This is a genomic window from Sporomusa intestinalis, from assembly GCF_055383785.1.
Genome location: NZ_AP042390.1, coordinates 3432734 through 3457371, shown reverse-complemented (window position 1 = coordinate 3457371; position 24638 = coordinate 3432734). Strand labels below are relative to the sequence as shown.

Annotated in this window: 23 protein-coding genes; 16 read left to right on the top strand and 7 right to left on the bottom strand. The window is 46.9% G+C overall.

Annotation, left to right across the window (positions count from 1 at the left end):
• Window positions 1–67: 67 nt before the first annotated feature.
• The 5 genes from ACZ481_RS16310 to ACZ481_RS16290 all read left to right on the top strand — a co-directional run bounded on the left by ACZ481_RS16310 (window position 68) and on the right by ACZ481_RS16290 (window position 4520).
• Complete coding sequence (locus tag ACZ481_RS16310; RefSeq protein WP_464770644.1) at window positions 68–1726, top strand: putative polysaccharide biosynthesis protein; 1659 nt, start codon at window positions 68–70, stop codon at window positions 1724–1726.
• A 20-nt stretch (window positions 1727–1746) separates the two neighbouring features.
• Window positions 1747–2178 (top strand): EamA family transporter, encoded by a 432-nt coding sequence (locus ACZ481_RS16305; RefSeq protein ID WP_464766409.1) that lies wholly within the window; start codon window positions 1747–1749, stop codon window positions 2176–2178.
• A gap of 185 nt (window positions 2179–2363) precedes the next feature.
• On the top strand, window positions 2364–3176 hold the full coding sequence (locus ACZ481_RS16300; RefSeq protein WP_464766408.1) for an alpha/beta fold hydrolase: 813 nt from the start codon (window positions 2364–2366) through the stop codon (window positions 3174–3176).
• Between the two features lie 113 nt (window positions 3177–3289).
• The gene (locus ACZ481_RS16295; protein ID WP_464766407.1) at window positions 3290–3586 is read left to right on the top strand and encodes a DUF3892 domain-containing protein; all 297 of its coding nucleotides are present in this window, start codon (window positions 3290–3292) and stop codon (window positions 3584–3586) included.
• Between the two features lie 388 nt (window positions 3587–3974).
• Window positions 3975–4520, top strand: a complete 546-nt coding sequence (locus tag ACZ481_RS16290) for an ECF transporter S component (protein WP_464766406.1) — start codon at window positions 3975–3977, stop codon at window positions 4518–4520.
• Window positions 4521–4824: 304 nt separating this feature from the next.
• On the opposite strand, the gene ACZ481_RS16285 is transcribed toward ACZ481_RS16290, so the two are convergent.
• Window positions 4825–5622, bottom strand: coding sequence for a hypothetical protein (locus ACZ481_RS16285; RefSeq protein WP_464766405.1), 798 nt, complete (start codon window positions 5620–5622; stop codon window positions 4825–4827).
• A gap of 175 nt (window positions 5623–5797) precedes the next feature.
• Between ACZ481_RS16285 and ACZ481_RS16280 the strand changes: the two genes are divergently transcribed.
• The 3 genes from ACZ481_RS16280 to ACZ481_RS16270 all read left to right on the top strand — a co-directional run bounded on the left by ACZ481_RS16280 (window position 5798) and on the right by ACZ481_RS16270 (window position 7249).
• Window positions 5798–6340, top strand: a complete 543-nt coding sequence (locus ACZ481_RS16280; RefSeq protein ID WP_464766404.1) for a TetR/AcrR family transcriptional regulator — start codon at window positions 5798–5800, stop codon at window positions 6338–6340.
• A gap of 118 nt (window positions 6341–6458) precedes the next feature.
• A complete protein-coding gene (locus ACZ481_RS16275) occupies window positions 6459–6626 on the top strand; it encodes a hypothetical protein (protein WP_464766403.1) in 168 nt (55 codons plus the stop codon).
• 242 nt (window positions 6627–6868) lie between these two features.
• The gene (locus tag ACZ481_RS16270) at window positions 6869–7249 is read left to right on the top strand and encodes a hypothetical protein (RefSeq protein WP_464766402.1); all 381 of its coding nucleotides are present in this window, start codon (window positions 6869–6871) and stop codon (window positions 7247–7249) included.
• Window positions 7250–7261: 12 nt separating this feature from the next.
• On the opposite strand, the gene ACZ481_RS16265 is transcribed toward ACZ481_RS16270, so the two are convergent.
• Window positions 7262–8140, bottom strand: coding sequence for a VIT1/CCC1 transporter family protein (locus ACZ481_RS16265; RefSeq protein WP_464766401.1), 879 nt, complete (start codon window positions 8138–8140; stop codon window positions 7262–7264).
• A 238-nt stretch (window positions 8141–8378) separates the two neighbouring features.
• Here ACZ481_RS16265 and ACZ481_RS16260 point away from each other — a divergent pair, with 238 nt between their 5' ends.
• The 3 genes from ACZ481_RS16260 to ACZ481_RS16250 all read left to right on the top strand — a co-directional run bounded on the left by ACZ481_RS16260 (window position 8379) and on the right by ACZ481_RS16250 (window position 13106).
• Window positions 8379–8924 carry a glutathione peroxidase gene (locus tag ACZ481_RS16260; protein ID WP_464766400.1) on the top strand — a complete coding sequence of 182 codons (546 nt, stop codon included), beginning with the start codon at window positions 8379–8381 and terminating at the stop codon, window positions 8922–8924.
• 566 nt (window positions 8925–9490) lie between these two features.
• A complete protein-coding gene (locus ACZ481_RS16255) occupies window positions 9491–11230 on the top strand; it encodes an ABC transporter ATP-binding protein (RefSeq protein ID WP_464766399.1) in 1740 nt (579 codons plus the stop codon).
• Window positions 11217–13106 carry an ABC transporter ATP-binding protein gene (locus ACZ481_RS16250; protein WP_464766398.1) on the top strand — a complete coding sequence of 630 codons (1890 nt, stop codon included), beginning with the start codon at window positions 11217–11219 and terminating at the stop codon, window positions 13104–13106. Before ACZ481_RS16255 ends, ACZ481_RS16250 begins: the two co-directional genes overlap by 14 nt.
• A gap of 292 nt (window positions 13107–13398) precedes the next feature.
• On the opposite strand, the gene ACZ481_RS16245 is transcribed toward ACZ481_RS16250, so the two are convergent.
• A complete protein-coding gene (locus ACZ481_RS16245) occupies window positions 13399–14418 on the bottom strand; it encodes an MBL fold metallo-hydrolase (protein ID WP_464766397.1) in 1020 nt (339 codons plus the stop codon).
• A gap of 292 nt (window positions 14419–14710) precedes the next feature.
• On the opposite strand from ACZ481_RS16245, the gene ACZ481_RS16240 reads away from it, so the two are divergent.
• A complete protein-coding gene (locus ACZ481_RS16240; RefSeq protein ID WP_464766396.1) occupies window positions 14711–15652 on the top strand; it encodes a hypothetical protein in 942 nt (313 codons plus the stop codon).
• A 111-nt stretch (window positions 15653–15763) separates the two neighbouring features.
• Window positions 15764–16777, top strand: a complete 1014-nt coding sequence (locus ACZ481_RS16235) for a zinc-dependent alcohol dehydrogenase (RefSeq protein ID WP_464766395.1) — start codon at window positions 15764–15766, stop codon at window positions 16775–16777.
• 125 nt (window positions 16778–16902) lie between these two features.
• Here the strand turns inward: ACZ481_RS16235 and ACZ481_RS16230 are convergent, their stop codons facing one another.
• The 4 genes from ACZ481_RS16230 to ACZ481_RS16215 form a co-directional block, all read right to left on the bottom strand.
• A complete protein-coding gene (locus ACZ481_RS16230) occupies window positions 16903–18711 on the bottom strand; it encodes a CotH kinase family protein (protein WP_464766394.1) in 1809 nt (602 codons plus the stop codon).
• Between the two features lie 37 nt (window positions 18712–18748).
• Window positions 18749–19438 carry a DUF4956 domain-containing protein gene (locus ACZ481_RS16225; protein ID WP_464766393.1) on the bottom strand — a complete coding sequence of 230 codons (690 nt, stop codon included), beginning with the start codon at window positions 19436–19438 and terminating at the stop codon, window positions 18749–18751.
• A gap of 20 nt (window positions 19439–19458) precedes the next feature.
• Window positions 19459–20145, bottom strand: coding sequence for a polyphosphate polymerase domain-containing protein (locus ACZ481_RS16220; RefSeq protein ID WP_464766392.1), 687 nt, complete (start codon window positions 20143–20145; stop codon window positions 19459–19461).
• Between the two features lie 339 nt (window positions 20146–20484).
• Entirely contained in the window at window positions 20485–22221 is a 1737-nt protein-coding gene (locus ACZ481_RS16215) for an exosporium protein (protein ID WP_464766391.1), read from the bottom strand.
• A 276-nt stretch (window positions 22222–22497) separates the two neighbouring features.
• Here ACZ481_RS16215 and ACZ481_RS16210 point away from each other — a divergent pair, with 276 nt between their 5' ends.
• The 3 genes from ACZ481_RS16210 to ACZ481_RS16200 all read left to right on the top strand — a co-directional run bounded on the left by ACZ481_RS16210 (window position 22498) and on the right by ACZ481_RS16200 (window position 24544).
• A complete protein-coding gene (locus tag ACZ481_RS16210; protein WP_464766390.1) occupies window positions 22498–22944 on the top strand; it encodes a MarR family winged helix-turn-helix transcriptional regulator in 447 nt (148 codons plus the stop codon).
• A gap of 164 nt (window positions 22945–23108) precedes the next feature.
• A complete protein-coding gene (locus ACZ481_RS16205) occupies window positions 23109–23753 on the top strand; it encodes an O-methyltransferase (protein ID WP_464766389.1) in 645 nt (214 codons plus the stop codon).
• Window positions 23754–23782: 29 nt separating this feature from the next.
• The gene (locus ACZ481_RS16200; protein ID WP_464766388.1) at window positions 23783–24544 is read left to right on the top strand and encodes an SDR family oxidoreductase; all 762 of its coding nucleotides are present in this window, start codon (window positions 23783–23785) and stop codon (window positions 24542–24544) included.
• The last annotated feature ends 94 nt before the right edge of the window (window positions 24545–24638 follow it).

Here is a 24638-nt window from a genome sequence, read left to right as displayed (position 1 = left end):
GCTAAAAAAAGTAGGCTTGGCAATTTAGTGGAAATTCTGTGACTAATGCGTCATAGGAGGAGGTATGATGTCAGATTCCTATGAGGTAAATAGCAAAACGAGGACTGAGAATGTGAAGGCAGAAAGTGAAAACAGCCGACAGGAAAGCAGGGGCGGCCAATTCTTTAAGGGCACCCTTATCCTGACGGCCGCCGGCATAGTGGTTAAAGGGATCGGCAGCTTAAACTGGATTTTTTTATCCCGCGTGTTGGGCGGCGAAGGCATTGGCATTTATCAAATGGCTTTCCCGTTATATCTTCTGGCTTTAAGTATTTCGTCTGCCGGCATTCCGGTGGCTATTTCCATTATCACTGCAGAAAAAATAGCTCAACGGGATTACCGGGGCGCTAATCGTGTTTTTCATCTGTCTTTCATTCTGTTAATTGTTACCGGTCTCGGCCTAAGCGTATTGCTTTACTCTGGAGCCGGCTGGCTGATCGAGCAGCGGATCATTCGCGACCCTCGGGCGTACTATTCGCTTATCGCCCTGTCCCCGGCGATATTTCTGGTTACCCTCATCTCAAGCTTCCGCGGCTATCTCCAGGGATGGCAGATCATGACGCCGACAGCTGTTTCACAGATTATCGAGCAGCTTTTTAGGGTAGGCGCTATGCTCGTTTTTGCCAGCCTTTTGCTGCCAAAGGGCCTGGCGTTCGCCGCGGGCGGCGCCAGCCTGGGGGCCGGGGCTGGTGCAGCTGCCGCCCTTGTGGTGCTGGCTTACTACTATTTCCGTTTAAAAAAGGATAGCCAATCAAAGCTCCAAACAGAGGCTGTTCAAGTTCGCCAGGAAGGCGGCGCGGCTCTTATCCACCGTATCGTCAAACTGGCGTTGCCGGTGTCGTTGTCAAGCATCATGCTGCCGCTGGTGGCAAACCTAGACCTATTGGTTGTGCCGCTGAGGCTGGAGAAAGCGGGGTATTCAGTCGAGCAAGCGACTGAACTATTTGGCTATTTGACCGGTATGGCCGTGCCGTTGGTTAATTTAGCGACGCTTTTAACTGCCGCTTTGGCCACCAGCCTTGTGCCTGCAATTTCTCGCGCTCATTCGCTTGGTGCAAGACAGGACATTTTTTATCGCACAGCGGGCGCCATGCGGCTAGCTAACATCGCAACCATTCCTTTTGGCGTGATGCTATGGCTGTTGGCTGAACCGGTGGTGAGCGTAATCTACCACGCTCCCGGCGCGGCTGAAGCCACCCGGGTACTGGCGGCCAGCGTATTCCTGCTCGGCATTCACCAGGTTAGCACAGGTGTTCTGCAAGGATTGGGACGCACTTTAATTCCGGTGATTAACATGGGGGTATCCGCCCTGGTCAAGGTTATTCTCAACTGGACGCTCACAGCCATACCCACTCTCGGCATACAGGGGGCTGCCTGGGCAACTTTGGTTGATATCGGTATTGCAGCCACCTTGAATTTATATTTTGTCCACCGTTATACCGGCTTTTTTCTTAATGCGGGTGATTTGTTAAAGAATATCGGCGCGGCGACAGTCATGGGCGGAGTGATGTATTTTTCCTATGGCCCACTGATGGCCATGGGGCGGAGTGAATTGTTGGCAATCGTCTTGACTTCGTTATGCGGCGGCCTCGCTTATGGGGGAATTATGATTGTTACCGGTGGCCTCACCAAGCGAGACATCGCAAGGATTCCCTACATTGGCACTATTCTAAGGAAGCGCTTGTAGTATCGGTTGGAGGGATGAATATGGAGAAGCTTTGGCTAGTGTTCGGATTGCTATCCGCCATCATGGCGGCATTAGTAGCGGTATTCGGCAAAATCGGCCTGCAATCAGTTGATTCCAATACCGCTACGGCTATCAGAGCCGTTATTATGGCAGTATTTTTAATTTTAGTTGTTGTATGCCAGGGGAGCTTATCGGAAATCCCGGCAATCATCGCTGATAAAAAAGCTATAACCTATATAGCACTTAGTGGTGTTGCCGGAGCGCTGTCCTGGTTGTTTTATTTTCTGGCCCTCAAATTCGGCAATGTATCCCAGGTTGCGCCCATCGATAAGTTGAGCGTCGTAATTGCCGCTGTTATTGCCATCACTTTATTGGGGGAAAAGATTAGCATGTTAGGTGGTATCGGTGTGGCTTTGATTGCGTTGGGGGCGGTACTCGTAGCGTTGGGGTAATGCAAGTAAGTTTTGAAAAACGCATACGACTGTGGGATAGTTAAGATTCCAATTTTCCTGCTGTTAGGCATGGCAATAGGCGTGGTACTATCGAGGATTGGTTCGACTTTGCCCCTTGCAGCCTCCTGTTACTTTGCCTATGTTGTGTATCAGCGGCGCGATTTGCTAAATTGATGGGAGGGCTCATGGAAAAGTTTATCAATCGGGAAGGCTGCAAAGTAGCTTATGAGCATTTATCGGGGAACTGTGCCATTACTGTTATTTTAGTGCATGGTTATGGACTGCATCAGGCCATGTGGCAGCCTCAGGTTATATTTTTGCAGGAAAGTGGCTACCCAGTGATTAACATTGATGTGCGGGGCCATGGAAATTCAAGACCCACAAGTGAATTTAGCGTGAAACTGGCGGCAGAGGATATTCATGCCATCATAAATTCAGAACAGCCTGGGCAATATTTACTGTGCGGGCTGTCCATGGGTGCCTTTGTCGTACAGGAATACGCCTTCCTTTTCGGGGGGGCCGTTGGTTATATGCTGACCGGGGTGACGCCGTTATTCATACCTTACCCCAAGTGGGAAAAGCTGCTGCTCGCATACTCCGGGGCAATGATGAAGTATCTTTACACCTGGAAGGGGCTGAAAAAAACTATGGCCAAAGGCAGCACCTATACGAAACCGGCGTTGCTGCGTGTTGCGCAGCTGTTTGAGGAAATAGACCGGCAGGAGTTTCTAATTTCGTGGAAGGGTTTTACGACCTGCCTGCATGAAGAATCGTTCCAGTTTGACGCGCCTCTTTTGGTTGTTGCCGGTGAGCAGGATACGCGAGGAACCATCCAAAAGCATCTTCCGGATTGGCAGGCACATTATCCGGGCTGTGCAGTAAAAAACATCCCCCATGCGGGCCATGTGACCAATCTGGACCAGCCTGAACAATTCAACAGGCTATTGCTTTCTTTTATATGGCGTTGTGAGTCGGAAAAACCGCAACTCTCCCAATAACAGGTCAATCTGCGAAGGCGAACGCTGAGGGAATAGTATCCTTTTTTTATTGGAAAACTATTTTTGCCGCAGACCGTTTTAAACTATTAAGTTGTAATTGGAGGTTGATGTTCATGTCTGATAGGAAAAATGATTTGTCAAAGCTGCCGATGATGGCATTGCAGGATATACCGCAGCCACATGCGGATGCCAAACAAATCGTCGCCCTGGTAAAGGAAGACGGGCTAGTTACTGGTTATCAATTGTCGGATGGTCGTGTCTTGAGCAAGGAAGAAGGGGTTGTATTAGCTAAGCAGGGAGGTATTCAAGGAGTCGGCGTTGCTGTAAGAAACGGGACTGAGTATCTAAAATCTCTACCGGATGAAAGCGAAGGGAATAATTTAGACAATTTGCCGTCTGTAACACAATAACGCAAAGATACTGACATGATATGGGCAGGGGACAAAGGAACGTCCTGCGCGCGGTGTTTCCTAGCCAGCGTTGATGTATATAAAAGCGTATGAAGTGTTTGGCCGGTTAGCAAATACTCCTGTTGTTTCCGTGCCGCCAAAATGCAGCCAGCGTACGTGCTGGCTTTTTCTGTGCTACCGAAATATTGAGGATCATATAGCTCAGGTCAAAAATTTAGTGTGGCTGTATAGAGGCTCGGGCAAGGTGGGATCAAGTACAATAAATCTATAGTCAAATTCCTTTATGAAAACTGTACCTATTTAAAAATAATGATCTGGATATTTTAAAGAGGTCAAATATGGTTTATACTGTACTTGTCATTTTTATAATAAAGGTAGGAGAAAATGTATGAAAAAACAAGCTTTCAGCCAGACAAAACAACTGGCCTATGCCGCGTTAGGCATTGCTCTCGTATTTACTTGTACATCCTTTATCAATCTTCGTCTTCCTATTGCCGCCAACGGCGGACTGATTCATTTGGGAAATGTGCCACTTTTTCTTTTCGCCATTCTCTACGGCCGCTGGACCGGCGCTTTGGCCGGCGGCATTGGTATGGCCCTGTTCGATGTGGTGGGCGGCTGGTTTTTGTGGGCTCCATTTACCCTGGTGATTGTCGGCCTGATGGGGTATACAGTCGGAGCTATTTGTGAAAAGAACCGGACTTTGACGGCGTATATCCTGGCCTTAGTGTCAGCTTGCCTGATTAAAGTGGTGGGTTATTATGGTGCAGAAGGTATTATTTACGGCAACTGGGTGGCGCCGATGACCTCCATCCCCGGGAATTTGGTTCAGATCGGCGTGGCGGCGGTTATCGCCCTGCCGTTGGTGAAAAAGTTGCGAAAATATGTGGCTGCGCCGGAACTGGGAGGGGCTGTGCTTTCCAGTCGCAAGTAAAAACAAAGGCTTTTGCCTGCGGCTGTAAGGACTTGGCAAAAGCCTTTGTTTTTCTCAATTTTAAATCTGATAACCGTATATCGGTTGGTTCTCGCAGACTAAGGAAAAAACATTGTTTTAGAGAGCAAGTGAGGGTTAGCTTGCTTGATGGTCTGGAGATTGAGTGTGAAAGGAAACGCCGGTTAGGGTGGTTTTGGTGACCATCTTAGCCGGCTTTATTTCCATTTTGTCAGAAAACATGGTAACTCGTCCCGCTCAAGCTAATCTAATTAGGCTTTTAGGCTTCCACTTAATTACGTAGGTTTTACCAAACTGTCTTAGTCCCATCGTCAAGCTGGCTGGGTTTTATGGGCATTTTTTTCAGGACTACGATATTTCTGATTGCAAAACCAATGCTGACCATGCCGGCGATATAAAACCATGGATTATTGGCGAAGGAAAAATAATCGCTGGTCAATGCCCACATATTAATTGGGGTAAAAGAGTTGATTGTGCCCAAAAGGATCACAATGGCCAGTTTATACGAGGCGCCAATCTGGGTCTTTCTTTTTTCCCAGTAAAATCCGGGTGCGATGGCAATTAATATATTGGTGAAAATAAACCATTTAAACATATACGGATCATGCATAAACACCCTAAACAGGTTTACAACGCCGATAAAAATGATGATCTGACCAATGACTCTGAGCCATGCTTCTTTTACTGAAACCGGTTCAGCGTGCAGATGCCCCCAAATGTCCTGGCGTTCTACATAGATGCATTTATACAGGTTATACACCTCGAATAAATTCCATATGACCAGGCCAATAGAGGCTGCGGTGAAAAACCAGAAACCGCCGGTTGCCTTTGCCGCAAGGGCAAATACGATGGCGCCCATTGAATCGTGGGCAAAATAAAAAGTATGCATCCATACAGGGTAGGGCGCACTCTTTTCTCGCCTTATCAACTGAAAACTATAGATATATTCCATATAGCCAAAAAAGAAGGTGAGGGCTGCAATGCTCACCGTCAGAGCAAATTGAGGGTTGTCGGGGCTAAAGGCATAGGTGAAATCTGCCAATGAATAATTGCCCGGATAGAATGTGAATAATTTTTCTAGCATAAATAGACCTCCTTAATAATTCTCGTTTGTTGATTAATCATCATATGCGTATTATAATAAATTTTACAATGAAATCAATTGCCAATTTATTAAATAGTGGGTATTAATCCGCAGAATGCCCCAATTTGTCGATTAATACAGGGAGGTTACCGTGAATAAAATGGACCGCAGGGTAATGAAAACCAAAGAAAGCCTACGCAAAGCTTTTTTACAGCTGATTCAAAACAAAGAATTCCAACTGATTACAGTTACCGAATTGGCAAATTTGGCCAATATAGACAGAAAAACATTTTATCTTCATTACAGCTCCACTGCCGATATTTTAAAAGAATTTGAAACCGAGCTGGCAGGCAAAGTGCTGCTGCTGCTGAAAAAAAATCAAGAGTTTGACATCAATTCTTTCTTTCAAGGTCTCAATGCAATTATGCTGGAGGATATCAACCTATATCGCCGTATTTCGAAAACCGCATCTTATGCGTTCCTGCAGACAGAATGCAAGGATATACTTAAGGTCACCTTAAGGGAAGCCTTTTATGCCAAGTCCGGCATGTCTGCTGAACAATTTAATGTCCATGCGGAATATATTGCTTCCGGTATTATCGGTATCTATACCGATTGGCTTAATTCCGGCTCTGAGCTGTCTCTGGAAGAGCTTGCAGAGACAGCGAAAGAGGCGGTATTAAATGGTTGGAGAAACATTGTAATATATGACCAATGAAACGTACACAATAGAAGCAGCGCGGTCTGTCTAAAATTATATTTCTTCCTGCAATAAAACGAAATTCATTTCGTCATAATAAGTAGGGAAAGAGTTTTGAATAAAGGAGGGAAGCAACATGGTTGGGGATGTTTGGGATTTACTGTTCCGCGGATCCATTGCCGGCGCGGCCGTTACCGGGTGTGCCCTGTATTTTAAAGCCAAGGCCGGCTGGTTGAGACAATGCCATTTAGTGTGGGGGATTTTGGCGGTTGTTTTGTGTTTTGTTACATTTTTTAGACAGTGACCACAGCCGTGCGTAAGCAGCGCCCCTTGCTTCGAGCAGGCGGCTAAAGCCGAAGCCACTTTTTTGCGATCTGCCAGGCACGACCAGAACGGTTGCGCTGTAAAAAAGACACCGGCTGTCCTGGTGGACCGCCGGCGATGATGCCTACACGGCGAAAGTCCTTGAAGCGCCTCACGGCATAAGCCACAAGAGAGGCTTTTGATTGCCCGGGCTTTATTTTACGAAAAACGGAGGTCATTATCATGGCTGTAAACATCGCACAAAGTGAATTGGTTGCCTTAGAGCGGGCTTTTCAGCTGATGTGGGGCAAGTTCCCGGAACCGGTGCAGCTGACTCATAAGAATAGAGAAATCATTGCGTTAAATGCCGCTTGCGCCCAATTTGGGCGCAAGCAGGGGATGAAGTGTTCTTCCCACGGAGCGCCGGAGGCGCATAGAGGCTGTCTGGCCGACCAGGCAATGCGCACGCAACAGGCCGTATATAAGAAAGTAAAATACGGAGAAAAAGAAATGATTACTTATTGGCTGCCCGTAGCTGGCTATCCCGATCTGTTTCTTCATTTTAGTATCGGCGTGACAATTAATTACGATGAAATTCCGGAATTGGTGCAAAATAATAAGTAGCGGTACCCATGCCTATAGTTCAATTCCCAGCAGATTCTTGACCAGCAGGCCGATGAAAAACGAGATGGCGGCCACGCCTAAACTTATGCCGGCCATTTCCCAAAACCGCTGCCGGAACGAAAGCCCCTGGGCGATGGCGATGTAGTAGTTAAAGACCGCGATGATAACGACGACCAGCAGCAGCATGATGGCGAGCGCGGCTCCGTACGACTGGTCGGGCAGAACCAGGTAGGGCGACAGCAGGATGGTAACGGTGGCCAAATAGGAGAGGCCGGTGTACCCGGCCGCGTGGCGGGCGTTCTTTTTATCCTCGGCGCGGGTGGATAAATATTCGGAAGAAGCCATGGACAACGTGGCGGATATGCCGGTGATGAGACCGGCCATGGCGATGAATTGATTGCTCTGCATGGCAAAGGTGTATCCCGCCAGGCTGCCGGTAAACTCCACGAGGGCGTCGTTTAGTCCCAGGATCATAGAGCTGACATAGCGAAGACGCCTTTCGTCCAAATTGGCGATCAGTTCGTCTTCGTAGGCCGCTGCGGCAGCATTGATTTCAATGATTTCGGGGAATTTCGCCACCAGCAGGGCCATGCGGGTTTCAGTTTGATAGCGGTTGAGCCGGGCTTCCATCTGCTTGATGGCAAAGGTATAGCCCAGTAAAACGGCGATGGCGGTATAAAACCACACCTGGCCGCGAAACGGCTTCGCATCGATGCCGGTATACTGTTTCCAGTGCGCGTAATGCCGTCCTTCTTCATCGGCCAGTTTTAAAAGGATCGCCTTGTTCCGGCCGTCGGCTACCCGCCGGGCGATGTTCAGGCAGATATCCCGTTCCGTGGCTTCGGCCCGCTGCAAATGTGTTAATAATGGCAAGAGATCGGTGTCGGTCATGCGGTTGTCCTCCATACAGGTATGCGCTGGTGTCCTGTCTTAGCATTTCCTGCTTACCGCGTATCCATCACACCGGGCGGCCCTTGGCAGACTGGGAATTCTTACAAAAAGCAGCGCAGACCGCTTTTTTAACCGGAAGGTAACCGGCAATCATCGGACATGTATGCTTTTGGGGACAAGAGTCAAAATATACTGTAGCGTGGCGGCAGTCATTGCGAGACTAAAGGAGGCTAATCATATGAATATCTATGATTTTTCAGTGAAGACCATTGACGGCAGAACTATTTCCCTGGCGGAGTTTAGAGGCAAGGTGCTGCTAATCGTGAATACCGCCAGCAAGTGCGGGTTTACCCCCCAGTACGAGGAACTGCAGACGCTTTACAGCGCTTACGCCGGCCGGGGGCTGGAAATTCTGGGCTTTCCCAGCAATCAATTCGCCGCCCAGGAGCCGGGCAGCAATGCCGAGGTGCAGAATTTTTGCCGGCTCAATTACGGCGTAAGCTTTCCCCTGTTTGAGAAAACAGAAGTGCGCGGGGAGAACGCCCATCCGTTATTCGTCTATCTGACCGAACAGGCGCCGTTTAAGGGCTTTAATGCAACCCACCCGATTGCCGGCAAGCTGCAGGAGGCCTTGCAGACAAACTTTCCGGAGCTGCTGGCCGGCGATGGCATCAAATGGAATTTTACCAAGTTTCTTGTCGACCGCCAGGGTACTGTCGTAGGGCGGTATGAACCAACGACCTCCCCGCTGGAGATGAAACCGGCGGTTGAAAAACTACTGTAAGAAAAGCTAAGACACTCTCGGACCGCTGCCTAGAGGCGGGAGAGTGTCTTGAGTATTGGGGGAAAAGGTCGCAGCTGCATACGTGACGAATACACGATTGGCCGATTTTATGGCGGCAGTAAAGTCCCCGCCAGCAACCGGCTTGCCCACCCGCGCCTGACAGGGCATAAACTGTCATGAGCCCGGATAAAGCTTCTTCCGGCAAGTTATACTAAAGCCGAAGACAAATGATCCTGATACAAAAAGGGATATTGGCTTGAAAAAATTTGGGTTGGCCCTATGCGGCGCGCAGTAAAGGCGTTAGTCCCTATTGGCGGGCTGAAGTATTTAATATTGTCAAGGTGATTTCCTAAACCGACGGCTTCAAGCCCGCAGGCTATTTATGGTTTTTGCGGATGCATGCTTCCAGCCAAAACCGATTTTTCTTCCTCGCCGCCCGGCCGCTGAAATTACCGTTTAAGGCTGAACCCTGTCTGCTAAAGACAGCGGTTCTATTTTTGATTATACTGTTAGATAACGGAATGCAAGCTTGAGGAATAATTTCGGTAAACAGAGGAGGCGCTAACATGATCAAACGCCTGGCAAAATGTGTGGGGGAATATAAAAAGAGCAGCATTCTCGCCCCCGTATATGTAACAATTGAAGTAATCATGGAAATCATTATCCCGCTGCTTATGGCGCAAATTATCGATTACGGTATTGCCGGCGGTAATATGGGATACATTTTAAGAATCGGTATCGCCCTGATACTAGCCGCTTTTATTTCCTTGTTTTTTGGGATGCTGGCGGGGAAATATGCAGCTATTGCTTCTGCCGGCTTTGCCAAAAACGTCCGGCGGGAAATGTACCATAACATTCAAAGCTATTCTTTCGCCAATATTGACCGGTTTTCCCCGGCAAGCCTGATAACGCGGCTGACCACCGATGTGACCAACGTGCAAAATGCATTTCAAATGATTATCCGCATCCTGGCGAGAGCCCCCATCATGCTGATACTCTCCCTGATCATGTCATTTAGCATCAACAAAACGCTCTCCCTTGTCTTTTTAGTCGCCACGCCCATCCTAGGCCTTGGTCTGTACCTGATCATGACCAATGCCCATCCCATTTTTGAATGGATATTTCGGACTTATGACCGTCTGAATAACCTCGTTGCTGAAAACTTGCGAGGAATACGGGTTGTAAAATCCTATGTCCGGGAAGAGCATGAAACACAAAAATTTAAGTCTGTATCGGCGGACATTTATCGGAATTTTTCCAGGGCGGAAAAAATATTGGCGTTCAACAGCCCGCTCATGCAGTTTGTCATGTATGCCTGTACGCTTTTGCTTGCGTGGTTCGGCGCCCAAATGATTGTAGCTGACACCCTGACAACCGGACAGCTGATGAGCCTGCTTTCCTACACCATGCAAATTTTAATGAGCCTGATGGTGCTTTCCATGGTGTTTGTCATGATCACCCTGTCAAAGGCCTCAGCCAGACGCATTATTGAGGTTCTTAATGAAAAAAGCGATCTGCAAAATGCCGAAAATCCGGTTATGGCAATACCGGATGGTTCCGTGAGCTTTCACCATGTCAGCTTCAGTTACAGCAAGAAAACAGATAAGCCGGTGTTGCAGAATATTGATTTTGCGGTGAAAGCCGGTGAAACCGTAGGCATCATAGGCGGTACGGGCAGCGCTAAGACCACGCTGATGCAGCTGATCCCCCGCCTGTATGAGGTGGACAGCGGCAGCGTTACGGTGGGCGGCATTGATGTACGCGAATACGACCTGCAGGCTTTGCGTGATGGCGTGGCGATGGTGCTGCAAAAGAATGAATTGTTTTCCGGCACCATTAAAGACAATCTCCGCTGGGGCAATCAGCATGCCACCGATGAAGAATTGGTGAAAGCTTGCCGCTTGGCCCAGGCGGACGGCTTTATCCGAAGCCTGCCCCATGGTTACGACACCTATATCGAGCAAGGCGGTTCCAATGTTTCAGGCGGGCAAAAGCAGCGCCTTTGTATTGCGCGGGCGTTGCTCAAGCAGCCCAAAATTCTGATCCTTGACGACTCCACCAGTGCGGTGGATATGAAAACGGACGCGCTGATCCGCCGGGCGTTTAAGGAAGAAATTGCGGCTACCACCAAATTCATTATCGCCCAACGGCTTTCCTCGGTAGAGGACGCCGACAAGATTATTGTCCTGGACGGCGGTAAAATCAACAGTATCGGCCCACATGAAGAACTCTTGCAACATAACGCTATTTACCAGGAAATATACAATTCGCAAATGAAAAGAGGCGGCTTTCATGACGTTAAGTAAAAAAAACGCCGGCGGCAACAACGGCAACGCCGGGCAAACGACGAAGCGCCTTCTGGCTTACATTTTTAACAACTATAAACTGCAATTTGCTTTGGTGATGGGGTGTATTCTGATCAGTGCTGTGGCGGCGGTTGCGAGCTCGCTATTTATAGAAATCGTGATTGACGACTATGTAACCCCGCTTTTAGGCAGTACCAATCCGGTATTCACCGGGCTTCTTAACGTAATGGTTGCGGTAGGGGCAATTCTTCTAACCGGTGTTATCGCCACGCTGCTTTATAACCGGCTGATGATTACCATCGGCCAGGGTGTGCAAAAAAAGATCAGGGATGAGCTGTTTGCCCATATGCAGACGCTGCCGATTCGCTACTTTGACACCAACACATACGGAGATATTATGAGCCGCTTTACCAACGATATTGATACGCTGCGGCAAATGCTTTCGCAAAGTATCCCCCAACTGTTTTCCTCAATGATCACCATCGTGTTTGTATTTTGCGCCATGCTTTATGTCAGCCCGCCGCTGACGGTTTTTGTGGTAATGATGACCGTGATCATGCTGCTGCTGGCAAAGAAAATTGGGGGAAAAAGCGCCTCCTATTTTATCAAACAGCAGGCGGCTCTCGGTAAAATAAACGGCTATATTGAAGAAATGATCACCGGGCAAAAGGTGATTAAGGTATTCTGTTATGAAGCGGATGCGAAAGCGCAATTTGATGCGCTGAACGAGCAGCTTTGCGAAAGCGCGACAAACGCTAATAAATATGCCAATCTCCTGATGCCCTTCATGATGAATATCGGCAATCTGCAATACGTACTCATCGCCATTGCCGGTGGCGCACTGGCCATAAGTGGCAGGGCCGACTTGACCTTGGGCTCAATCGCGGCTTTCCTCCAGCTTAGCCGGTCGTTCAGCCAACCGGTCAGTCAGGTTTCTCAGCAACTGAACGCTGTCATCATGGCTTTGGCGGGAGCACAGCGAATTTTCAGCCTGATGGACGAAGAACCGGAACAGGATAACGGCTATGTTACCTTAGTAAACGCGCAATACGAAAGCGGCGAACTGATTGAAACAACGGAGCGAACCGGTATCTGGGCCTGGAAGCACCCTCACCAGGACGGCAGCGTAGCCTATACGCAATTAACCGGCGACGTGCGCTTCTTTGATGTTGATTTTGCCTATGAGCAGGGCAAACCGGTACTGCAAAATATCACCCTGTATGCCAGCCCCGGAGAAAAAATAGCTTTTGTGGGTGCTACAGGAGCCGGCAAGACTACCATAACCAACCTGATTAACCGTTTTTACGATATTGCCGACGGGAAAATTCGTTATGACGGCATCAACATCAATAAAATCAAAAAGGGCGACCTGCGCCGTTCTTTAGGGATTGTGCTCCAGGATACGCACCTGTTTACCGGCACGATCAGGGAAAACATTCGTTACGGTAATTTGGATGCGACCGATGAAGACGTCTATAAAGCCGCAAAACTGGCTAATGCCGACGGTTTCATCGCCCGGCTGCCTGACGGCTATGACACGGTTTTGGCCGGCGACGGCGCGGGCTTATCCCAGGGGCAGCGGCAGCTTCTGTCCATAGCGAGGGCCGCCATCGCCGACCCGCCGGTCATGATTTTAGACGAAGCCACTTCCAGCATTGATACCCGTACCGAAGCGATCGTCCAGCGCGGTATGGACGCGTTGATGAAAGGGCGCACGGTTTTTGTGATAGCTCATCGATTGTCCACCATAAAGAATTCGGATGTGATTATGGTTATGGATGCAGGCCGGATTGTCGAACGGGGCAATCATGAAAGCCTGATTGCCGAGCAGGGAAAATATTATCAGCTTTATACAGGAGCCTTTGAATTAGAGTAAGCAACGGGTAGCGCTTGCTGGTTGATGGGGGCTGGCCGGCCGGTTTTTTTATCCAATGCCTAAGTGCCTATATGCCTTCTTCGGCCGCAGCAGACAATGCTTGAGGCCGGATGGGAAAAGCCGGACTTTGCGAAACGAACGGCTAATAGTGAATAAACTGATACAAAAGAGAGAGATACTATTTCTCAGGGCGTTAAGTCTGAACGAAGCATTTAATAATGTGCTGAGGCATTGTCTACATCCCCAAATCGGCTAAATCACTGCGGTTTAATGTATGGCTGGGGACAAGAGCTTAGTCAGTGAGCCGGCGGCTATCGTAGGTGAGCGTACAATCGCCGTAAGTCATTTTGACCAGATATTGATTCGCCTCTTTGGCTGCCATATCCCCCCTGTCCTCGGCACGGACCCTCTTCCGGAGGTAGACCTTCTGGCCGGACGGATCGGCGGCAGTCTGCGTTTCCCCGCGGGGCTGTACTTTCTCGGGCGTTCCCTCCCCTGACAAAATGTACTTTGCAGCGGCAAGGTATTGGTCGACAATGGCCGCATCCATGACCCCGGGACCGCCGCCGACCGTATCGAACTCGCTGCGATGCGCAACGAGTTTGCTCATGTTTTGCGCAAATTGAGCAACGCTGCAATTCAGCAAGAGGCTTTTGCCCATCACCTCGTCTCCCGAAAAAAGAAGGCGCTCTCGCCTGTCAAGGAGAGCAATGCCTCCCGGCGTGTGGTTGGGAATTTCGATAACCTCCAGTTCACGGTTACCCAACTGGTACTTATATCCTTCGCCAATGATCACGGTGGGGTAATCCCGGGGGAAATCAATCCCCGCGAAGCTCGGGTATGGAATTGTGGCATTGGGTTTAGTATCCGCCGCCATATAGGCGCGATCGAAGTAGGCATTATTGGCCGTATGATCGAAATGATAGTGGGTGTTGATGACATTCCGGAGCGGCTTATTGGTCAAACTCTGGCAATACTCGCGGATATTTCCGGCACCGTAGCCGGTATCAATCATGACAGCCTCATCGTCGCCCTCCACCAGGTAACAATAATCGCCATCGGCGAGAATCTGCCAGGTTCCTGGCGCAATCCGTGTGGACCTGAAATAGGGCACGTCCATCGGCGTAAGGCTGCCGTCATCGTTTTTAATCATAACATGATGCTTAGAAGAAAAATCGATGGACTTTACTGGCGTCCAGTTATTTGTTCCCTGCCCGTTTTCCTTTGGATTATTTTTTAGTATACCAGCTATTCCAATTGCAACCAGGATAATAATGATAACGGCACAAAGTTTTACGATTGATTTTTTCATCAATATTTTCCTTTACCTTATTATTTTTTTGTTACTCCTATCCTACAGCCTAAAGCGTATAAATGCCTGATTCTGGATAACTTATGCTGTATAGAAAGACCGGTAACTTTTTCCTTACATTCATATGATATAGCGCTTGTCAAATTGTGTCCACTCCATTTCCCCTGAAAACACCGGAGTCGTTGGTGCCTTAAAGGCATTGGCTGAGCTGCTTCACCACATAGGAGAATAGTTGGACAATTTCTGAAGGCGGCATTGTAGTTAATTTAAATAAATTATGAGGATTAATATTATGATTTTGGGAACACCAATAAGCTGGTTAATCAATGAATTTATCGGGACAATCTTGCTATTTATCTGTATAGCGCATGCTATTAAAAGAGCGAAACCGATGTTACGCATTTTTGAACTTTTTTGCTATATGCTTACAGCAGGTATTTTTGAAAATATAGGTGTCTGGGTAAATACCTATTATTATAGTGTCGACCGTATTATGATGTTTGGCAAAGTACCGTTCAGTATTCTTTTTATTGAAGGTGCAATCCTTTATGTGACGGTATTGCTGGTCGAGCATTTACAATTGCCCAAATGGGCCATCCCGTTTGGCGCTGGTGTTCTGTCATCTATTCAGGACATGACATTAGATCCAAGCTCTGTATATGATCTGCAAAATATCAATGGTGTCATAGAAGGCCAGTGGAATTGGACAAAATATTATGATGGTGGTTTTGTTAATATCCCATTTTTTAATTTTTCCGGATGGCTGACAATGATGCTATTCTATATGATGTCTATTCTTATAGGTAGACACATTTACGAAAAAACACACAAGGAATGGATAGGTATTACCTACCCATTTGTCTCTGTTATAATTACACTATTATTATTGGTCAGCCCAATAAATCAGTTCTTACTCTTTGCTACGCCCTTTGCCAATAGCAATAATAAGTCAGCCGAGTTCGTTATGATGATTATAAATTATACTGTAAGCATATTTTTTCTTTTGAAATTCGCAAAGTATTCAAAACCATTTGCCAGAAAACGTGATGCAATTATACTGTGGATTCCCGTTTTTTTGCATATATATGCACTTGTTAGTAGTATTATATTAGATATTTCAGTTGCAATATTACCAATTATACTTGTTACTATCATTCATAGTGGATATTTATTTTGGGTATACAAAAAGTGTAACCAGCATGACTATATTGCTCCACCAAAAAACGGACATTGAAGAAAATTCACCACGCTTAAAAAGGAGGTAATCTCCTGGTTATTGACGATTATAAATGACCGCAGTAAGCCAATACTATCAATAACCGATAATGAACAGGAGTTGATCCTAATGAAAGCTTTAATTTATAAAGGGCCGAAAAAGGTGGAATTGCAGGAAAGGCCGCTGCCGGCCTGCGGCCCCGACGACGTAGTGGTGCGCAATGTCCGGGCCGGTATTTGCGGATCAGACGTCACTGCCTATCTGCATGACGGCAAATATGTGGGAATTTTGCCGGATTTGGAATTTGGCCACGAGATGGTGGGCTATGTGCATGAAGTGGGTAAAAACGTGACCTGGCTGGAGAAAGGGACAAGGGTGTTTGTTAATCCGATGACCCGCACTCCCGATCCGAGCGCCTCTGACCGGGCCGGTGCATTTTCGCAATTTGTCTTGGTTCAGAATGCCAGGCTTAACGATAATCTGTACCGCCTGCCTGATGCGCTGTCCTTTGCGGATGCGGTTTTAATTGAGCCTTTTTCCGTAGGCACCCATGGCAAAAATATTCCGCAGACGACAGCGGAGCAGCGCGTGGTGATTTATGGCGCCGGAACCATCGGTCTTTGCGCCCTGAGCAGTCTCATTGCCCAGGGAAACAAACAGGTAGCCGTTTTGGACATAGACGACAAGCGGTTGGAAACGGTAAGGGAATTAGGCGGCATGGGATTTAATCCGGCAACAGGGGACGCACGCAGCTTTTTAATCGAACAATTCGGAGAAATAAGGAAAGCGCACGGGCATTCGGCAATCAATATTGATGTGGCGATTGACTGCGCCGGCGCACCCAATATTCCGGAGGAGTTTCTCAATTATGCCAAACTAGGGGCCAAATTATCTTGCGTAGCCTTGCATAAAAAGAGTATTTCCATCGATTTCATGCGAATTATGAGCAGAGAGGCTGTCATCATGGGATCGCGGGGTTATACCAAAGAGGATATTCTGGAGGTCATCGATAATTTGACCAACAAGAAAGTGAATATTACCCAAATTATTACGCACAAGTTTAAACTTGCCGACGCTGTCCAGGCGTTTGAAACGGCTTCCAATCCCAGCCTGGCCATTAAGGTGGTTCTGGATTTAGAATAATGCCTTATGAAACCCACAGGAGTTTTTAAAGCATAGTCCATTTCATGGTGGCAAGGAAATGACCCTGCGGAATGCTCCACCGGCAGGAGACTGCCTCAATTAGCTAGGCAGTCTCCTGCTGAATATTAATACGCTCGAAATTTTTTCCTTTTAAAATTAATGACAAACAATATGCCTAGTAGCAAAACGACTATAGGAACACCAATGTATAGATAGTATTTAATATTTTGATTTCCGCCTAACATCCCCATGGACTTCATATTATTAATCATGTCTTCGTCTAGACCAAGGTCGATCAGTCTTTGTGTTTGCTCGGCAGTTAACTGCTTTCCGGCTGATTCTTCCATGATTGCCATTATCTCATTCATTTTCGAAAAGTCAAACATCCCGCCTTCCTTAGCTTGACCATTGCCTCTACCCATTTGCATACTGCCAAGAGCTGCTAAATCCACGGTTGCAGGCATGGTGCCATAAGCGGTGGAAGGCTGCTCTCCTTTCAGTTGCGCCGAAACACTACCGGCTCGTTCGTGGCCGAAGGTAATCAAAACAGGAATTGCCCGGCTGTAGTCATCATAAGTAATAAATGCAGTAGCATCTGTTCTGACGTAGCCATTGATCATTTTATCAAGCGTGTATACGGAATTTTGGAAAACACCGCTTTCGATATAGTTCTCGATGATGTGGCGCAGGTAATTATGATAGCGCTCTTTATACTCGGGAACCTCTAATAGTTTTCCAATGAGCGGTGCGTCTTCCAGCTTCCCTTTTACCGGTTTGTCAATAGGAAAATTGATGGCTTCCGTGCTGTTATTCACGCCAAAACCGGCAAATGACATATTTAAATCCCAGGGCAAAATCTTAAACACGCCGTCTTTCTCATACAGGTAGTAATTATGAAACATTCCGCCTGAATAACTATCCAGGTTCACTAAAAACGTGTTTACTGCAAAGTAGCGGAGAATTTCGTCGACATCAAGGTATGTTTCGAGATTTGTACCATGGTTAAGGTTTTTAATCATGGTGATAACTTTTTTGAATTCCTGATTGTTGGTCGTTTTCAGAATGGCATTGTCTCTGATATTGGCATAGTTTGCCGGTGCTTCTCCGGTATATTTTAAATCGGTCCCTTTGACATCCAGCATATTGCCCGGAAAGATTCGATCGTCCTCAGCTTGTTTATTCGCTTGCCCGCCTTCATTAAAAGGCTGGTTGGGGATTTTATTGATATTATTTGGCTTGTTTGGTTGATTATTACCATTGGGGAAAAGACGGGCTCGCTCCTGGAAGCCCTCTCCGGCACCCCCCATATCCATGCTTTCCGGTTTATAAAGATTACCCTCGGTAGTGCCAAATTTCCTTTCGATAAAACTTTCTTCCATATTTTCTACTGCCAGATACAAGCCCCAGTTGTTGCCATTCAATTTGATGTTTGCAAATGCGTAGGCTGGTGCCGGAACTCCCAGAAAGTCAAACAAATCATAGGAAAGATACTCTTTCAGATAGGTTTTGTCAGCATACATATTGTTCAGGGAAATTTTCCTAAGACCAAAGCAGGTCTGCCCTTTAACATATTTGCCAAAGTCGAGCTTAAAGCTGAAACGATTCGAGTTTTTATCAGCAATAATGGTTGTGAGTGTCGAATTACCTTTGGGATTTATCGCGACATTGTAAAATGTGGTACCATTTACCGTTACAGTACAACCGCGGGGCTCTTTTTTTGCTGCGTTTTCCAATAGCCAATTCCAGTCGGCTGGGGCGATTTCAATATGGATTTCATTAACCTTTTCCTTATTAAATACTTTATTCATATATTCAGGCTGATTAATAGCTGCCTCGGCTTTTTGGCTGTTGGCATAAGGGCTTCCCGTTATGGCCGGCAACACTAACGATAGTATTAACATCACCAAGCTGGCAGCAATTTTATTACCGACCAATATCTTCAGCCCACCTTTAAGTCAATTTTTTAATATATTAACTTACATAGTCGCCATTATAGCTTACCATTACTGCATTGCGAACACCGTCCAGCTTGCTTATCTCATTAACAAAGTATGACTGCATACTTTTAAGGCGGACTTCAATCGTAAACTCGATGCCTTTTCCCCCGGTAACCGTTTTGGATTTGACGACATACTTTTTGACTTCTTTCTCAACAATCTGTAACACTTCGCTTTCAACCCTTTCGTCATCACAATGAACAACTAATATATAGGGATTATCCATGCTGTGCCTGTTTACCATTACAACCAGAATTAGCCCAATGAACAGGGAGCCCGAAATTGCCAGCGGAATTAAGCCTGCACCTAAAACAATGCCTACACCAATAGACCAGAAAAGATAGGCAATATCCAGCGGATCTTTAATTGCAGCCCTAAATCTTACGATTGATAACGCGCCAACCATGCCCAACGATAGAACTACATTCGATGATACCGCAAGTATTACCAGAGAAGATATCATAGCAAGCGCGACAAGGGAGATACTAAAACTTTTTGAATACATTACCCCCCGGAAAGTCTTATTATATACGGCGCAAATAAACAGTCCGATACAAAATGCCACGCCGATAGCCAGTGCGCCATCTAATAACGATATACTGGTAGCTTTTTCCAAGAAGTTTGATTTAAATATGTCGTTAAAGGTGAATTGCTGATTATTCATGGTATCCTCCCTAATTTAGCTTACTCGTACTTGCGGCAGATCGCATATTTGGATATGGATGTCTTGCGGCGTTCACCAAGTTGGAGTATGTCTGTTATGAACTCTGGCAAGAATGCGTCATATTTGACTTCCAATATCACTAAATTGAAATCAAGCGCCTCGACGGTAAGTAGACGCTTGTTAAATATATCAATGCTATACAGGCCGGTTTTCAATTGCTTATCCAGGGTTACTCTGATGTTACCCGCACTATATACGTAAGGCTCCCTTATATAGTCAACGATCGTTTTGGGTCTAAGCTGCTGATGCATTATTTTTTCATACAGTTCATTCAGTAATGGCTTTTCGGCTGTTTTAAGCCAGTCTATATTTCCTGCTAACATAGCCAAACACTGTTCTTTGGTAATGGAAGCTCCGGACTTAACAGCTACATCGCCCATTTTCACTTTTTTTTCCAGCTTTATATGCCCGTCATTGTGGTTATATAAGCGAATGCGGAATTTCTCATGCCTTCTTAACCCCGTTACTTTTTCCATCAGCGCCTTATCATCAGGCGTATCAAAGTATAAACTTCGTATCAAATAATTGCCATCTGGCCCCACATGCGGATCAGGCTTCATTACAGTATGTAATTTACTTTGCAGGATAATGCATTCGGCCAGATTAATATAGTGCTTTAGTTCATGGCGGAATTTTTCTTTTTTCATTCTACCCTCTAATTTTGATCTTTTTTTACCAATGAATGGCTAAGACAGCTAACATATATAATTATTTTTTTCGGCTGTAAACAATTTTATGCAGGACGGAATATACAAATACTTGACGGAATTACAACAAGGTAGCTGGTCAGTCTGACGGGGTTAACACAAAGTGTGATTATACGAAATGAAAGGAACAACTGCAAAGGCACTTGTACATCAAAAAATAGCATCGGTGGAACCATCCCCGCGATGCTCAATGAAATCAAACCCAGACCCCGGATTCTGTCTGCTCCGGGGCCGGGGTTTTCTCGAAAAAAGGAATACGTATGAAATTGGGAAATTCATTTAATTACTTAATTGAACAATCGTTAAAGCGCGATTCAAATAACCTAAAATAGGAAAATCCGTACTAATACTTGTGCCTACTGCATCTCCGGCTGTTAAGGCGGCTTGAACGACAAACGTTGAACTACTTCTATTAGATATCTTAAAAAAAGTAGTAGTATCGCCAAAAATCGGTGTACCATTGACAGTGATAATAGCAGTTAGATATGGTTGATCTGGGTCTGGGTCGACAGTGGCTTCAGCGTTAATAGATATTGTTATTTGATAAATTCCGCTTTCTCCTACCACTAATTCATTGCCCGATAGACTAACTGTGACAGTATCGGATAAAGGTCCAACCACACTAAATGGTACGGGTGTGAATGTTGCCCCAGGTGTCTCTACACTACCTCCTCTTAAAGATCCAAAAGCCAAAACGGCTTCTCCAGTAGCACCGGTAGGGCCTGTGGCGCCCGTATCGCCTGTAACCCCGGTAGCGCCAGTCGGTCCGTCAGCGCCTGTTACGCCTGTAACCCCGGTAGCGCCAGTTGGTCCGATAGCACCGTCAGCGCCTGTTACGCCCGTGGCGCCTGTAGCTCCTGTGACCCCGGTAGCGCCAGTCGGTCCGCTAGCGCCTGTTACGCCTGTGACGCCTGTAGCGCCAGTTAGTCCGATAGCGCCGTCAGCGCCTGTTGCGCCGGTAGCGCCAGCCGGTCCGATAGCACCGTCAGCGCCAGTGACGCCGGTAGCGCCAGCCGGTCCGATAGCACCGTCAGCGCCTGTGACGCCTGTAGCGCCAGTTGGTCCGATAGCACCGTCAGCGCCTGTTGCGCCGGTAGCGCCAGTTGGTCCGATAGCACCGTCAGCGCCAGTGACGCCGGTAGCGCCAGTTGGTCCGATAGCACCGTCAGCGCCAGTGACGCCGGTAGCGCCGTCAGTGCCTGTTGCGCCGGTAGCGCCAGCCGGTCCGATAGCACCGTCAGCGCCTGTGACGCCTGTAGCGCCAGTTGGTCCGATAGCGCCGTCAGCGCCTGTTGCGCCTGTAGCGCCAGTTGGTCCGATAGCGCCGTCAGCGCCTGTGACGCCTGTAGCGCCAGTTGGTCCGATAGCACCGTCAGCGCCTGTTGCGCCTGTAGCGCCAGTTGGTCCGATAGCGCCGTCAGCGCCTGTGACGCCTGTAGCGCCAGTTGGTCCGATAGCGCCGTCAGCGCCTGTGACGCCTGTAGCGCCAGTTGGTCCGATAGCACCGTCAGCGCCTGTGACCCCTGTAGGGCCAGTTGGTCCGATAGCGCCGTCAGCGCCTGTGACGCCGGTAGAGCCAGTCGGTCCGATAGCGCCGTCAGCGCCTGTAGCGCCTGTCGGTCCGGTAGTGCCGTCAGCGCCTGCTGCGCCAGTCGGTCCGGTAGTGCCGTCAGCACCTGTGGCGCCAGCCGGTCCGGTAGTGCCGTCAGCACCTGTGGCGCCAGCCGGTCCGGTAGCACCAGTGATTCCTGGATCGCCTGTTACGCCTGTGATACCCGTAGCTCCAGTGTTGCCTGTGGCGCCGGTAGGGCCGGTTGGTCCCGTAGGACCAATGCCCCCCGTGGCTCCTGTGGTGCCAGTTATACCAGTAGGCCCAACTGGGCCTGTCGGACCTGTTGGGCTATGAGAACAAATAAGGAAATCTGGGAGGCAGTAGTGATGATTATGCGGTGCATATTGAAGATGATTTATTTTATAATGATGGTAATGATAATGATCACAAACTTTTTTATTCATTCTAGTGTCTCCTTTATGTTTGCTTATTTTATCTTATGTATATCCAGCACAATCTGTGCGGCCACTTTGCCGCCAGTCTACTGGCTCTCAGACCGGATTATATCTTCAGCTTGCTCCAATACCGTGTTACCGTTAAACTGACTAGTGGCGGACCGAGTGGCATATTTAACACACTCTATGGTACAGCAGTGCCACAGGAATTTTTGATTGACTTTATTATGTTACATCATTATACTATTAGTTAGCTTAGGAAACTAATTGCAAAGGAATTTACCTATGGAAAAGCGGACTGCCATAATGCCCCCAAATACAAGAGCACAGTTGGGAGAAGTGTTGCTGCAAATAGCAGATGATGTTTTAGATGGTATAAATAATACACTGAAAGAATATCAAATTTCCGAAAGCAAATTTTCCTTGCTTTTGCTGCTGTTCAATACAAGCACGGACCAGCCGTTACAGCCTTCCGAAATTGCCAACCAGCTTGGAATACGACGAGCATCGGTAACCAAACAGTTAATTTGGTTGGAAGAAAATCAATTGATTACCAGAACGATATGTCCTGAAGATCAAAGAATGGTTAATGTCAGAATAACCGAAGAAGGTTACCGTCTTCTAAGCCGCGTTATACCGCACTACTGGCAGGCCTGCGCTAATCTCACCCAAAAATTAACAGATGAAGAGGCTGCTTGTTTGCTTGGTTTGCTAATAAAAACCGGTCTATGAGCATAAAATTGTACACTGTTTTTATGTTCCTATTTAATTAGCTTGGCTAACTTTTTGCTATAAAGGAACGAATATTATTTTCCCTGATAGTTAGCTTAGCTAATTATTTGCCTTATGCTTTAATTTCTTGAAACCATAAAAACCTAATAAGGAGGAACAGAAAATTGAACTTTGCAAAGGTTAGCGCTTATATTGAAAGCTTATATGAGGAAAGACAATTAACACAAAAACAATATACTGAGGATACCGCGTTGAAGGGTTTTGGGCCGGTAGTGGATGACGATGTTGCCAGAATGCTGCAAGTTTTAATAACGATAATCAAACCGCAAAAAGTTCTTGAGATTGGCACAAGTATTGGTTTTTCAACTGTTTCGATGGCAAAAGCAATTAAACATTATGGCGGTACAATAGTTACCATTGAAATGGACGAGGATGTGGCTAGACAAGCGGTTAAACATTTTGAACGGGAGGGGGTAACCGGGCAGATTGAGCTTAGAATTGGTGAGGCACGCACAATAACCTCAGGTATGAACGAAGAGTTTGATCTTATTTTCCAGGATGTCGGTGATAAAAAGCTGTATAACGAAATGCTTGAGGACTATATTAGATTGCTTAAGCCAGGAGGACTGCTAGTTGCTGAAGATACGCTCTTCCCTGTATTTGATTTTGGCTCTGATTGTGGCGATTTGACCCAGATGTGTGAGGCATTAGCTACATTCAATAAAAAAATTGCGGATTGTCCGCAATTTGAGAGTACTTTGCTGCCGATAGGGGATGGTTTGACAGTAGCGGTAAAAAGAACAAGCTAAAAATAATTTAAATGAAAGGTGGAAATTATATGAAAATGTCGGGAAACACAATACTCATTACTGGTGGCGGTTCCGGAATCGGGCTGGCTTTTGCGGAACGCTTTATCAAGGGGGGAAATCAAGTAATAATTTGCGGACGCCGTGAAGACGCACTGCAAAAAGCCAAAGAAACTTTGCCGGACATCATTACCCATACATGCGATTTGACGAGAGAATCCGAGCGTTCCGCATTATTTGACTGGGTAACAGTGAATTATCCAGAGGTAAATGTGTTAGTCAACAATGCAGGAGTTTTACAGCGTTTCAATGTGTTAAAAGCAGATGCGAAGAATAATTGGGGCTACTTCAGCAAAGAAATTACGGCAAATCTGGAAGCGCCTATTCACCTTTCTATGTTGTTCGCACCATTCTTTGCTGAGAAAAAAGAGGCAACTATTATCAATGTGACGTCTGGCCTAGCGTTTACACCGCTTGCGGTTACTCCGATTTATTCAGCCACTAAAGCAGCACTTCATTCTTTTACCGTGAGCCTAAGATACCAGCTTTCAGCTACTGCCATAGAAGTGATCGAAGTGGCTCCACCGGCAGTAAAAACGGATTTAAACGGGACGTGGCTAAACGCACATATGGAGCCGTTAGATGCCTTCGCAAACGGCATTTTCAAGGGATTAGAAGAAGGCAAAACGGAAATTGGATATGGCAATTCCATAGAGCGGATGCGTATGTCACGAGATGAAATTGACGCATTCACAGAAAAATTGTACAACGCAATGAAAGATTCAAGCAAATAACAGAAAACTTGATAAGGTCTGTATCTTCAGCATCCTAAGTTTGGGACATTGCCTCAAGGTGTCCGCCTGGAAAGAGTCCAAAGTTCACCTAATT

Coding starts and splice junctions, on each gene's coding strand:
- ACZ481_RS16310 (WP_464770644.1), top strand. CDS start 68: ATGTCAGATTCCTATGAGGTAAATAGCAAAACGAGGACTGAGAATGTG.
- ACZ481_RS16305 (WP_464766409.1), top strand. CDS start 1,747: ATGGAGAAGCTTTGGCTAGTGTTCGGATTGCTATCCGCCATCATGGCG.
- ACZ481_RS16300 (WP_464766408.1), top strand. CDS start 2,364: ATGGAAAAGTTTATCAATCGGGAAGGCTGCAAAGTAGCTTATGAGCAT.
- ACZ481_RS16295 (WP_464766407.1), top strand. CDS start 3,290: ATGTCTGATAGGAAAAATGATTTGTCAAAGCTGCCGATGATGGCATTG.
- ACZ481_RS16290 (WP_464766406.1), top strand. CDS start 3,975: ATGAAAAAACAAGCTTTCAGCCAGACAAAACAACTGGCCTATGCCGCG.
- ACZ481_RS16285 (WP_464766405.1), bottom strand. CDS start 5,622: ATGCTAGAAAAATTATTCACATTCTATCCGGGCAATTATTCATTGGCA.
- ACZ481_RS16280 (WP_464766404.1), top strand. CDS start 5,798: ATGAAAACCAAAGAAAGCCTACGCAAAGCTTTTTTACAGCTGATTCAA.
- ACZ481_RS16275 (WP_464766403.1), top strand. CDS start 6,459: ATGGTTGGGGATGTTTGGGATTTACTGTTCCGCGGATCCATTGCCGGC.
- ACZ481_RS16270 (WP_464766402.1), top strand. CDS start 6,869: ATGGCTGTAAACATCGCACAAAGTGAATTGGTTGCCTTAGAGCGGGCT.
- ACZ481_RS16265 (WP_464766401.1), bottom strand. CDS start 8,140: ATGACCGACACCGATCTCTTGCCATTATTAACACATTTGCAGCGGGCC.
- ACZ481_RS16260 (WP_464766400.1), top strand. CDS start 8,379: ATGAATATCTATGATTTTTCAGTGAAGACCATTGACGGCAGAACTATT.
- ACZ481_RS16255 (WP_464766399.1), top strand. CDS start 9,491: ATGATCAAACGCCTGGCAAAATGTGTGGGGGAATATAAAAAGAGCAGC.
- ACZ481_RS16250 (WP_464766398.1), top strand. CDS start 11,217: ATGACGTTAAGTAAAAAAAACGCCGGCGGCAACAACGGCAACGCCGGG.
- ACZ481_RS16245 (WP_464766397.1), bottom strand. CDS start 14,418: ATGAAAAAATCAATCGTAAAACTTTGTGCCGTTATCATTATTATCCTG.
- ACZ481_RS16240 (WP_464766396.1), top strand. CDS start 14,711: ATGATTTTGGGAACACCAATAAGCTGGTTAATCAATGAATTTATCGGG.
- ACZ481_RS16235 (WP_464766395.1), top strand. CDS start 15,764: ATGAAAGCTTTAATTTATAAAGGGCCGAAAAAGGTGGAATTGCAGGAA.
- ACZ481_RS16225 (WP_464766393.1), bottom strand. CDS start 19,438: ATGAATAATCAGCAATTCACCTTTAACGACATATTTAAATCAAACTTC.
- ACZ481_RS16220 (WP_464766392.1), bottom strand. CDS start 20,145: ATGAAAAAAGAAAAATTCCGCCATGAACTAAAGCACTATATTAATCTG.
- ACZ481_RS16215 (WP_464766391.1), bottom strand. CDS start 22,221: ATGAATAAAAAAGTTTGTGATCATTATCATTACCATCATTATAAAATA.
- ACZ481_RS16210 (WP_464766390.1), top strand. CDS start 22,498: ATGGAAAAGCGGACTGCCATAATGCCCCCAAATACAAGAGCACAGTTG.
- ACZ481_RS16200 (WP_464766388.1), top strand. CDS start 23,783: ATGAAAATGTCGGGAAACACAATACTCATTACTGGTGGCGGTTCCGGA.